Here is a 12,818-nt window from a genome sequence, read left to right as displayed (position 1 = left end):
CGAAGCAGCGACGCGGCAGCCCGACTCCACCAGGCAACGGGCAACCTCGCCCCGACGAAGCGCCCATCGAAGCAGCGACGCGGCAGCCCGACTCCACCAGGCAACGGGCAACCTCGCCCCGACGAAGCGCCCATCGAAGCAGCGACGCGGCAGCCCGACTCCACCGGGCGACCTCGCCCCGACGATCTGCCTGTCGGACCGGCGGCCGCGGTCCTCCCGCAAATGAACCCCGAGGACCCGAAAGCCGGCGCCACCAACCCCGTCCGGCGAACGGATCCTGCTTCAGCGCGACTGGGCCCCGGCCTGCGAGCCTCTCCCCCTTCGTTGCTGGGGGCGAGGTGGGCAGAGCCCACGAGCCCGAGACTCGCTCTAGTCCTGCAACCACTCCGGCTCGGGGAGTTGGCGGCGGTCCAGCTTGCCGGCCGCGTCCAAGGGGAGCTCCTCGATGGGGATGAGGTCCGCGGGGACCAGGTAGATCGGCAGTTCCTTGGTGAGCTCGAGCATCAGCCGGGCCAGCACCGCCGGGTCCTCGTCGTCGAGGACGACGTAGCCGATCAGGCAGGTGTCGCCGGCGGGGTTGACGCAGGCCACGACGACCGCGTCGATGACGCCGTCGAGGTCGGCGAGCACGTGCTCGGTCTCCCCCGGCTCGACGCGGTGGCCGCGGATCTTGACCTGATCGTCGACCCGGCCGAGGTAGTCCAGCGTCCCGTCCGGGCGCCAGCGGCCGAGGTCGCGGGTCCGGTACAGCCGGCTCCCGGGTGCCGAAGGATCGCCGACGAACGACGTCATCGTCTCGTCCGGCCGTCCGATGTAGCCCTGGGCAACGGCCACTCCGCCGAGGTGGATCTCACCGACCGCACCCACCGGTACCGGCCGCAGCGCCTCGTCCAGCAACCGTACGACGACGCCGTCGATCGGCCGGCCGATCGACGGCCGGTCCTCGGCCGGGTCGACCTGGTGGATCGTCGTCACGACCGACGCCTCCGTCGGCCCGTACTCGTTGTACAGCTGGCAGTCCGGGTGCGCCGCGAGGAAGTCGCGGATGCCGTGCGTCAGGACCATCGCCTCGCCGCCGGCGACGATCTCGCGCAGCGCCGGCAGTTCCGGCATCTCGTCCATCGTCGCGAGCAGCGCGGTCAGCGGCGTGAACGTCATGAACAGCCGCTCGATCTTGTACTCGGTGAGCGCCGCCACGACCGCGTCCGGGTCGTACCGGTCGTCCTCGCCGATCAGCACCAGCGCGGCGCCCGACGCGAGCGCGGTGAACATCTCCTGCACGTGCACGTCGAACCCGAACGACGTCCACTGCAACGTCCGCAGCGACGCCCGCGAGCGCAGGTAGTGCCGGATCAGGTTCACCGGGCCGCGATGCGGCACCGCGACGCCCTTCGGGTTCCCGGTCGAGCCCGACGTGTAGATGCAGTAGGCAACGTCATCGGCCGCGGCCTTCACCGGCGGCGCCTGCTCGGCCCGCACATCGTTGTCACCGGCAACCACCGGCACCAGCCGCAGCCCGAGCCGATCCGCGAGCGCCGCGTCGTCACCGACCAGCGCGACTGCTCCGGCATCGGCGGTCATGAAGGCCCAGCGCGCCTCCGGCACGCCAGGATCCAGCGGCAGGTACGCCGCGCCGGACTTCAGCACAGCCAGTACGCCGACCACCAGCTCGACCCCACGAGCAACCCGTACGGCGACCAGCTGGCCCGGCTTCACGCCCAGGTCGACGAGCTGCCAGGCAACAGCGTTCGCGCGCCGGTCCAGCTCGGCGTACGAGATCTCGCGCTCGCCGTGGATCAGCGCGATCGCGTCCGGCGTACGGGCGACCTGCTGCTCGAACAGCGTGTGCAGTCCGCTCAGCTCACCGCTGACGACCGCGTTGCGGCGGACCCTGCCGACCGGACCGCCGGCAGGCGCGGCGCCTTCGAGCTCGCGCAGCGCGAGGCGGTCCGACTCGATCGGCAGCATCAGGTCCGGCAGCGACATCGACGGTTGCGCGAGCGCGCGGCGCAGGACCGCTTCGAGGTAGTCGAGCAGCCGCTTGATCGTCGACTCGTCGAACAGGCCAGAGCGGTAGTCCGCCGTACAGGTGATGCCCTGCGCGTGGTTCGCGAGCGTGAGCCTGAGGTCGAGACCGGCCGGCAGCTCGTCGGTGGTCGGTTCGAAGACGACCAGGACCTGGTAGAGCGGGTCCTGCTCGAGTACGGCGAGGTCGGCGCCGGCGTGGTCGAACGCACCGGTCGTTGCCTCACGCACCCTTTGGGCCAGCTCGCCGAGGTCCGGTTCGCCGGACAGATCGATCCGGAGCGGCAGCGGGGTCGGCTCCTGGCTGCGCAGCGCGGCCGCGCCGATGGTGATGTCGTCCTGCGCCGCGAACCGGCCGAGCACCGTGCCGACCGCGGCGAGCATCGTCATCAGCGGGCTGAGCCGACGCTGCCGGCTGAACGCGAACACAGCCTCGCCGAGCCCGGCGTCCAGCTCGTGCACGAGGCTCGCCGTACCGGCTGCTGCCTCGGGACGAGCCTTGTCCGCCGGGAGCACCAGCGGCTGGGCGCCGCTCAGCGCGGTCTGCCAGTACTGGATCGCCGCTCGCTGCCGGGCGCGCTCGGCTTCGATGGTTGCCGCGTCGTCCTGCCGCGGCGCGCTGCTCGCGTCAGCCTGGGTTCCGGCCGTTCCACCGTGGGCTGTACTCGCGCCGCCCTGGCCCGAGCCGGCTCCAGCTTGCCCCGAGCCCGCTCCGGCCTGGCCCGCGCCGGCGTGCGGCGTACCGGCCTGGGTTTGAGTGCCGCTGTGCGCAGGTCCGCTCTGCGGCTGCGGTACGTCGCCCAGCAACGCCAGCTGCTCGTGCATCAGCTTGGTGACCCCGTCGACCAGCTGACTCGCGACCCGAAGCTGCTGCGACATCAACGCCGCCATACCCGAGCCCGGCAGGTCGGCCTCGCTCGTCGCCGACGCCGCGGCATCGACCTTCGCCGCCAACTCCGCCAGGCCCGACCCGAGGACCGCCAGCGCGGCGCGCGCGTTCGGCTCCTCCTTCTTCGGGACCTCCGGCAGCACCCTGATCCGGGCCGGCTTCAGCGTCACCGGCCTGGTCTGCTTCGGCTTCGCGGCGAACGCCGACGGCGGCGTCTTCGCGGCGATCGCCGACGCGAGCTTGTGCGGCGTAATCAGGTCCTCGAACAGCGCCTCGGCCTTCACCTCGACATCGAACTTGCGGAGCACCTCGTCCAGCACGCGCTGCATCGACGCCGGATCGGCGCCGAGCTCGGCGAACGAGTGGTCGACGGTGACGTCGTACGGGTCGAGTCCCAGCTGCTCGCTGGTCAGGTCGAGCACGAGGTCGAGCGACTCGCGGTACCGCTCGGCGACGACCTCGGGATCGGCGGCCGCGGCATAGCCGGACTCGTCGGGCGCGGGCTTCTCGGCGGTCGGCGTCTGCGCGGCTGCGGGCTTGTCGTCGGCTGCGGGCTTGTCGTCGACTGTGGGCTTGTCGTCGGCTGCCGGCGTGGTTTGCACCGGTACGGCGACCACGCGGTCGACGTCGTCCGCCGGGATCGCGAACGGCGACTCCTCCTCGGCCGTCTCCGGCTCGGCGACCTTCTCGGTGGTCTTCGCGGCCGGCGGGTCCAGCGGGATCCGCTTCAGCGCGCCGCTGGTCCGTTCGACCGGCCGCAGCTCGTCGACCGGCTCCTCGACCCGCGCGGCCTTCGCCGGCGACGGCTCCGGCGCACGGGCCGCGAACACGTCGACCGGGTAGTGCGTCCGCCGGAACGGGTACGTCGGCAGCGGCACCCGGCCGCCGTCGGCGTACACCTTCGCCCAGTTGATCTCGGTGCCCTGCAGGTACAGCTCGGCCAGGCCGTTCATCGTCGCGAGCACCGGGTCCTGCCCGAGCCGCTGCGCGGGAATCCACGTGCTGTTCGGCGCGATCCGCCGGCCGGCCGGTGACAGTACGGCGTCCGGCCCGAGCTCGAGGAACCGCCGGCACCCGGCCGCGGTCAGTGCCTCGACCGCGTCGCCGAACAGCACCGGCTGCCGCAGCTGGCCGACCAGGTAGTCCTCGTCGAGCTTCGTCCCGCTCTCCAGCAGCTCACCCGACCACGACGACACCATCGGCGTCCGCAGCGGCCGAAGCTTGACCTTGGCAACGATCTCGGCGAAGTCGGACAGGATCGGGTCGACCAGCGAGCTGTGGAACGCGCGGTCGACGTCGAGTCGTTGCCACGACACCTGCAACCGGTCGAGCTGCTCGGCCAGCTGCCCGACGATCACCTCGGACCCGGCCAGCACGAACGACTGCGGACCATTGCCTGCAGCAACTTCGACGCCGGGCGTCATCGCCAGCTCGCGGACCCGGTCGGCATCGGCGCGCACGGCAACCATTGCTCCCGGCACCGTTCCGCGCTGCATCAGCTCGCCACGCTTGGCGGTCAACCGAACGCCGTCCGCTGTCGACAAAGCGCCTGCCACACAGAGCGCGGCGTACTCGCCGACGCTGTGCCCGACGACCAGCGCGGGCCGGACGCCGAACGACTCCCACAGCCTGGCCAGCGCCAGCTCGAACGCGAACAGCGCCGGCTGCGCGGTCTCGGTCGGCCAGACGCCTTCGGTCCCGGTCGCGGGTGTCAGCAGCAGGTCGAGCAGGCTGCCGCCGAACTCCTCGGCGTACACCTTGTCGCACTCGTCGAGCACCGAGCGGAACACCGGGAACCGGGCCGCGAGGCCCGCCGCCATGCCGCGGCGGGCCGCGCCCTGCCCAGTGAACGCGTAGCCGAGCGGGCCGGGTCCGCCGCGCGGAACCTCGGCCGGGATCGCCGACCCGAGCGCCTCCGCGAGCTCCTGCTCCGACGAGCCCGCGACGGCGATCCGGTGCCGGTGCGCCGGGCGGCCGAGCGCCGCCGTACCGGCCAGGTCGATCAGGCGGTGACCCGTACCGGCCTCGAAGTCGGCGCGGTACAGCTCGGCGAGGTCGCTCAGGCCGTGCGGGTCGGGCGCGGACAGCGCCAGTACGACGGGGCCGTCGTCGCCGCGGCGGATCTGGCGCGGCGCCTCTTCGAGGATCACGTGGGCACTGGTGCCCCGGGCATCTATCGCGCTGACGCCCGCGCGCAACGGCGTACCGGACGTCCAGTCGCCGACCTGCGTGCCGATCACGAACGGGCTGCCGGCCAGCTGGAGCTTCGCGTTCGGACGGTCGTAGTTGATCGTCGGGACCAGCGTGCGGTGCTGCAGCATCAGGATCGTCTTGATCAGCCCGGCCATCCCGGCCGCGCTGGCCAGGTGGCCGATGTTCGGCTTGACCGACCCGATCGTGCAGAAGCCCACCTTGTCGGTGTGCTTGCGCAAGGCATTGCTCAGGGCAAGGAACTCGGCGGCGTCGGCATCCGGCGTACCGGACGCGCTGGCCTCGACGTAGCTGATCGACTCGGCCGGGACGCCGGACTTCTCCAGCGCGCGCTCGACGAGCTCGACCTGATCGCCTTCACTGACGGCGGACCCGCGGATCACGGCGTACACGGTGTCGCCGTCGGCGATCGCCTGGTCCAGCCGCTTCAGGAGTACGGCGGCGACGCCGTTACCGCCCACGGTCCCGTCGGCATCAGCGTCGAAGGCCCGGAGATGACCGCTCGGGGACAGAATCGATCCGGCACTGGCGTGGTAACCCGTTGCCTGAGGCACATGAACGGCCGCCGCACCGGCCAGCGCGAGGTCGGCGTCGCCGCTCCGCAACGCCTGACATGCGAGGTGCACGGCAACCAACGACGACGACCAGGCAGCCTGTACGCCGATCGCCGGACCGGTCAGCCCGAGCCGGTAGGCGACGCGGGTCGCCAGGTTCTCACCCGGCTGCGCGCCGTACAGGTTCATGCCGGAGCCCGCGAAGATGCCGATCCGCTCGGTCGATCCAGCATGCCCGCCATGCTCGAGTGCCTGCTGGCACACCTCGAGGAACAGCCGCTGCGCCGGGTCCGTGAGCTCGGCCTCGCGCGCGCTCAGCCCGAAGAATGCGGCGTCGAACGACTCGACGTCGTCGAGCGCACCGCTGACCGCGACCAGCTCGTCATCACCGAACGCCTCGGCATCGCCGGCGTTGCGCAGCTCCTCGGGAGAGAACCGACGCAGGCTCTCGACGCCGTTGACGAGGTTGTCCCAGAACTGGTCCAACCCGCCGGCGCCTGGCAAACGGGCGGCCAGCCCGACGACTGCCACCGGCTCGGCTACTTGCCCGGCAGTCGCGCCGCGGCCGGCGTGGGCGGGCGCCTTGGCTGCCTTGTGGGTTGACGCCTTGGCCAGCTCCACCACGGATAGGTCCCCGGCAGCTGCATCCTTGGCAGCCGCGACACCTTGGTCGGCATCGGGTGAATCAGCGTCTGCCCCGCCCTGAGCTACATCCTCATCCCCCGCACCGGAGGCCACCTCACCAGGCGCCCGCGTCGGAAGCATCGGCGCAGCAGCAAGCGCTGGGGCATTGGCTGCCCGCTCCACGGCCACGTCAGCCGAAGCCGCGGAGTCCGGCTGGTCGCCATCCGCGACCGCAACACTCTCGCTGGACGCCTCGGCCGCACTTCGCCCGTCGGCGTCGCTCGCCGCCGCCTGTCCAGTCGGCGCAACAGCATCGCCAGACTCAACCAGATCCGCCGCCGTCACCATCTCAGCAGACTCAACAACCCCAACCGCCGAAGCCTCAACCGGCACCTCGTCCGCGTCCGCAGAGTCCTCGGTCGCCGACAACATCTCCGTCGAGGTCACATCCGCCTGCTGCGAATCGCCTTCCAGCGAAGCACTTCCGCCCGCCGCAGCCTCGTCACTCGTTTGCTCCGTGTCGCCAACAACCGAAGCCTCCGACGACCGCAGGTCAGCCGCTTGCTCCACCCCGTCAACCGACAGAGCGCCATCACCAGACGCTGCCTCGTCGCCATCCTCGGCAGTTGCCGCCGGCAACTCCTCGGCAACCGTCGAGGACTCCGACGCAGCCGACGCCGATTCCACCGGCTGCGCGTCCTCGGCCGACGGCTCCACCCCCACGAGTCCTTCGACCGCAACTACCTCGGCATGAGCTTCGTCCGCAGGAGATTCGTCGGCGTTGTCCGTCGCAACGGGGAGTGCCTCGCCTGCGTCACCGTCTGTAGGCGCATCGCCCGCTGACTGCTCGGCCTTAGCGTCCGCAGCCTCGCGCGACTTCTCGTCGTCGCCGATCGGTTCGACTGCTTGGCCTGCACGAGCCGACGCCGGTACGTCGACATCAACCGCCTCGGACCGAGAGCCATCAGTCGGCGCCGTTCCGCCCAGCTCTGCATCCGTCGGCAGCACATCGGCAGATGCAGCAACCGTCTGCTCGACATCCGTCGACGGCTTATCGGTCTGCGCAGCGTCCACCGACGGCTCGTCGGTCTGCGCGGCATCGATCGAAGGTTCGTCTGTCTGCGCGGCGTCGATCGAGAGCACGTCGGTCTGTGTGGCGTCGGCCGGCTGATCATCGACGTCTGTTGCGCCCTGCTGACGAGCGTCAGCGGAGATCGCATCCAGATCCTCAGTCGATGCGCTCTCAGCAGGCAGACCGTCAGTCTGCGCTTCCGCCGGTACGACGTCGGCCGGCCGTGCCTCGTCGGGCTCGGCGTCTGCCTCGGTCGAAGCCTTCTCGCTGCCCTCGATCGAGGTCGTGTCGGTCGGCCGTTCTGGGCCGGGCTCGCCGCCTGTGGCCGACGCGAGCGCATCGTCTGCATCCGCCGCGGCCGGGGGCTCGTCGGCGTCCGCCGCCGCACGAGTCTCGTCGGAAGCTCCAGCCGAGCCCGCCTCGGCTGAGGACTCGTCGTCGTCACCCTCGACGGAGGACTCGTCGCCGCCCCCGACCGAGGCTTCGTCGCCGCCCTCGACCGAGGTTGCGCCGGTTGGCCGTGCCTCCTCAGGCTCCCCGTCGGTTGCCGACATGAGCGCCTCGTCCGCATACACCTCGGCCGGGGACTCGTCGGCGTCCGCCGCCGCACGAGTCTCGTCGGAAGCCTCAGCCAAACCCGCCTCGACGGAAGACTCGTGGTCACCCTCGACGGAGGACTCGTCGCTGCCCTCGGACAAGGCTTCGTCGCTGCCCTCGGCTGAGGCTTCGTCGCTGCTCTCGACCGAGGTTGCGCCGGTTGGCCGTGCCTCGTCAGGCTCCCCGTCGGTTGCCGACGCGAGCGCCTCGTCCGCATCCACCTCGGCCGGGGACTCGCCGGCGTCCGCCGCCGCACGAGTCTCGTCGGACGCTGCAGCCAAACCTGCTTCGACGGAGGACTTGTCACCGTCCTCGTCGGCGTCCGCCGCCGTACGGGTCTCGTCGGAAGCCTCAGTCAAACCCGCCTCGACGGAGGACTTGTTGCCAGCCTCGACGGAGGACTCGTCGGCCTCCTCGGCTGAGGCCTTGCCGCTGTCCTTCACCAGGGTTGCGTCGGACGGCCCGGCCTCGCCGGCGGATTCGTCGGCAGACGTTGGTTCGTCAGCCGAGTCCACCTCGGCAGACAACTCGTCGTCGTCCTCAACCGAGGCCTTTTCGTTGTCCACAACGGAGGTTGCGCCGATCGCCCCGGCTTCACTGACTGGCTCGTCGGCGGAGGCGGCTAGTGCGTTAGCCGAATCTGCCTCGCCAGACGGCTCGTCATCATCCGCGACCGAGGACTCGTCGCCGTCCTCGACCACGGCTGTGCCGGCTGGTCGCGCTTCGCTGACCGCATCGTCGGCGGACGCGTAGGCAAGCGCCTCAGCCGAGCCCACCTCGGCGGAGGACTCGGCGACGGAGAACTCGTCGGCGGACGCGGAGGAGGGTGCGTCGGCCGTCGTCGCCTCGGACGGGGTTGGGTCGGCGCCCGCCGCGTGCGTGGGGGCGTCGGCGGGCGCTTCAGTGGGGGCTGCTTCGGAGGCCTGTACTCGCGGGAGGATGCTCGTCGGCGCTTCTTCGCCGACGGCTCGGTCGGCGGATGCATCCGGGAGTGCGTCGGCCGGGCTCGTCTCCGACGGATGCTCGTCGGAATCTGCCGATGCCAACTGACGAGCATCGCCGGATGGTTCAGGCGAGCCCGCCTCGGCTGACGAGGTGGCGTCGTCGGTGGACGAGAGCTTCTCGGCTGAGATCGCCTTCCCCGTGGGGCCTTCCGCGTCTACCGACGGACGAGCTTCGTCGGCCGGCTCTGTTGAGTCCGCTGCGGCGGAGGAACTGTCGTCACCCGCGGACATGAGCGCGTCGGTCGGCTCTGCCTCGTCGACGGGCTCGTTACTGCCTGCTGGCGAGAGCGCGTCACCTCGAGTCGGCTCGGACTGGAGGCCGTCAGCGCCTGGTGCAGCCGGGCGTGACGGGAAACCGTCGGTCGCCGCGGCGGACTGGTCGGCGTCGGCGTCGATTAGGGCGGGGACCTGCTCGGCCGCGCTTTCGTCTGCGTCCGCTGCAGCCGCACGAGCGTCGCCGGCGTCGCCGGCTTCGGCGCGGACCTGCTCGGGTGCGCTTCCGCCTGCATCCGTTGCAGCCGCACGAGCGCCAGCGTCGGCGGGGACCTGCTCGGCCGCGCTTCCGCCTGCATCCGTTGCAGCCGCACGAGCGCCAGCGTCGGCGGGGACCTGCTCGGCCGCGCTTCCGCCTGCATCCGTTGCAGCCGCACGAGCGTCGGCGTCGGCGGAGGCTTCGGCGGGGACCTGCTCGGGCGCGGTTGCTTCTGCGTTCGTGGCGGACGTACGAGCGTTGGTGGTGGAGTCGGAGGTGGTCGACTGGACGGTGTCGGAGGCGTCACCGGAAAGGCTCTGCGCCTCGTCGTACACCGGCTCCTCGCGGGGCTCGGTGGAGGCTACGCGGGCCTCGGGGGTGATGAGGTCCGCCTCAGGCGACGTCTGAGCCGCGGCTTCGTCGTACGCCGGCTCTTCGCCGGACTCCGCGGCGTCGGAAGCGGTCTGCGCTTCGTCGTACGCCAGCCCCTCGTGAGACTCGGCGGAGGTGTCGCGAGACTCCGAGGTGGTGACGTGCGCGTCGGGCGACGTCTGCGCCGACGTTTCGTCGTGTGCTGGATGCTGGAGGGCCTCAGGGGCTGCGGGGTGCGAATCGGAGGACGTCTGCGGGTCGGCGTCGTCGTCCGCGAGGGTGTCGGGCAGGTCGCCGGTGGTGGGGCCGGCTTCGGAGCGCGACTCGGTGTGCGTCGAGGCGTCAGCCTCGTCGACTGCGGCGGGCTTGCTCAGGTCGCGGGCGGTGGGGCCGGCCTCGGAGCGCGACTCGGTGTGCGTCGAGGCGTCAGCCTCGTCGACTGCAGCGGGCTCGCTCAGGTCGCGGGCGGCGGGGCCGGCCTCGGAGGACGGCTCGGTCTGCGTCGAGGCGTCGGTCTTGTCTTGTGCAGCGGGCTCGCTCAGGTCGCGGGCGGTGGGGCCGGAGGGCTCGGTGGGCGTCGGGGACTCGGACGCGGCCTCGTGCTGCGGCTGCTCGGGGTGGTCGGATCCGAGGGGGTCCTCGTGGCGGTTGGCTCCGAGGGTGGGGCGCTCGGGGGGCTTGGGGATGGAGTCCTTGAGTTCGCGGCGCCAGGCCAGGCGGACTACCGGGAGCTCCATGGTGCGCTCGGCGGGGTCTTCCTCGAAGGTGGGGGGCGCGGCGGCGGGGTCGAGGGGGTCCAGCGTCGGTGAGAGGGCAGTGGACGCATCCGGGGTGCGGGGGAGGCCGGAGACGCCAGCTGGATCGGAGGACGGGTCAGCGGATCCGGGTACGCCGGATGCACCAGCCGGAGCGCCAGCGGCACCAGCCGGAGTACCAGCGGCACCAGCCGGAGCGCCGGCGGCAGCGGGAACCGCAGAGGCCGGGCGGAGCGGCCTCGACTGGTCGAAGCTGTTTTCGATCCAGCGTTGTTTGAGGAGCGGGCGGAGGATCTTGCCGCCCGGCGTCGTCGGGAACTGGTGTCTCGGGACGGCGACCACCTGGGCCGACAGTGCCAGGCGGTCGAGCAGCGCGGCTCGGATGGCGTCGGCGAGGTCCGGACGGGTGTTGGGGACGTCCGCGTAGAAGACCATCAGGCGGTCGGTGCCGGTGGTGCTGTCGGCGATGCCGCAGGCGGCGATCAGGCCTTCGGGGGCGCCGGGGACGCCGGCGGCGACGGCTTCGATGTCATGGGCGTAGTGGTTCTCGCCGTTCAGGACGATGCGTTCGCTGTCGCGGCCGGTGATGACGACCTGGCCGCCGGCGATGAACGCCTGGTCGCCGGTCGCGAGCCACTTGCGGGCCGGCCAGTTGCCGACGGGGAAGGCGGCGCGGTCGGCTTCGGGGTTGCCGAGGTAGCCGGGCGTGACGCGGGCGGAGGCGACCTGGAGCTGGCCGATCCGGCCCTCGGGGAGGACGGCGCCGTTCGGGCCGACGATGCGGACCGTCGTACCGGGGGCCGGTGCTCCGACCGACACCAGGCTCAGTACGCCGGGAGCGTCGGCGCGCGGCTTGCCGGGGCGCGCGACGGCGACCTTGCCGGCCGGGGTGGCCTGGTCGACCCACTCGACGACACCGGTCGGGGGGATGCGGACGCGGTGCACGTTCGGGGTGAGGCCGGGGCGGGCGAACGTGATGCCGGTGACGGTCTCGGTCATCCCCCACGCGGCGACGAAGGTCTCCGGTACGACGCCGAAGCGGTTGGTCAGCCGGAGTAACTCGCTCATCACCGGCACGGTGATCTGCTCGCCGCCGCTGACCAGGCTGCGCAGCGCAGAGAGGTCCCAGTGGCGGTCGGGCTCGCCGGCGATCGCGGTGGTGACGAGGCGGTAGCCGAAGTTCGGGGACCACGAGTGGTTGACCCGGTGCTGGTCCATCAGGTCGAGCCAGCGCAGCGGGTTGGCGACGATCCAGCCGGTGTTGACGTGGATGTTGGTGCAGCCGGTGAAGACGGGCAGCAGGTGGTACAGCAGGAACGCGCCGCTCTGGTCGAGCGGGAGCCAGTTGAGCGTCACCTGGCCGGGGCGGACCGGCAGCATGGCCGGCGTACCGGCGGCGAACTCGACGAGGCCGCGGTGCGTCAGCTGCGTGAGCTTCGGCGTACCGGTGCTGCTGCCGGACGACATCATCAGTACGGCGACGTCGTCGGCCGCGGGGCGGTGGAAGTCCGACGTCGGCTCGTGGCCGGCCAGGGCGTCGGGGTCGAGGACCGGGAGGCCGAGGTCGTCAGGGAGGTCGCTCGGGCGGCCGATCAGGACGGTCCAGCCGAGCAGCTCGGTGACCTTGCGGAGGCGTTCGCGGCCTTCCTCGGAGCGGTCGCCGGCCGGGGACGGGGAGATCAGCAGCGGGCGGATGCCGCCGAGGGTGCAGGCCCAGAACGCGGCGAAGAAGCCGACGGGTTCGGTGCAGTGCACGACCGCGGGGTCGCCGGCGCGGACGCCGTTGGCGCGCAGGCCGGCCAGGATGCGGGCGGCGAGCTCGAGCAGCGTCGGGAAGTCGAGGCGGGTCTCGCGGCCGTCGGGGCCGATCTCGACGACGCCGGCGGTGCCGAAGTCGCGGGCGGCGCGCAGCAGCGCGCTCGGCAGGTCGCGGGGGTACCCGGCCGGGATCATCAGGGCCGGCCCGGTGCTGATCGCCGGTCGGTCCGCGCCGTTCCTCACCACTCCGTAGCCACCACCAGCTCAGCCTGCTCCGGAGCAGGCTGATTGAAACCATCCAGTACGACGTACGCCTGCCGCACGCAGGCGGTCGGGTGCGGGTGAGGGAAAGCAGAGGGGGTGGGGGCGGCAGCCGCCGACAGGTCGCGAGCGGCCGCCCGCGGGAACGCGGTGGTGCGCGCGCCGACGTACGGGCGCGCGGGCAGCGTGGCGTTCACCGGGCGGGGTGAGCGGGGTGCAGGCTG

1 protein-coding gene is annotated in these 12,818 nt (G+C 71.8%); it reads right to left on the bottom strand.

The genetic code is table 11. The features are described from left to right. Positions 1-369: 369 nt before the first annotated feature. The gene (locus ABD235_RS02240) at positions 370-12,576 is read right to left on the bottom strand and encodes a non-ribosomal peptide synthetase/type I polyketide synthase (protein ID WP_344168493.1); all 12,207 of its coding nucleotides are present in this window, start codon (positions 12,574-12,576) and stop codon (positions 370-372) included. Between the last annotated feature and the right edge of the window lie 242 nt (positions 12,577-12,818).

It is taken from the genome of Kribbella lupini, from assembly GCF_039529595.1.
In the GTDB taxonomy this organism is placed as follows: Bacteria; Actinomycetota; Actinomycetes; order Propionibacteriales; family Kribbellaceae; genus Kribbella; species Kribbella lupini.
The sequence above is the reverse complement of the archived record's forward strand: the minus strand, read 5'-3'. Positions and strand labels throughout refer to the sequence as shown.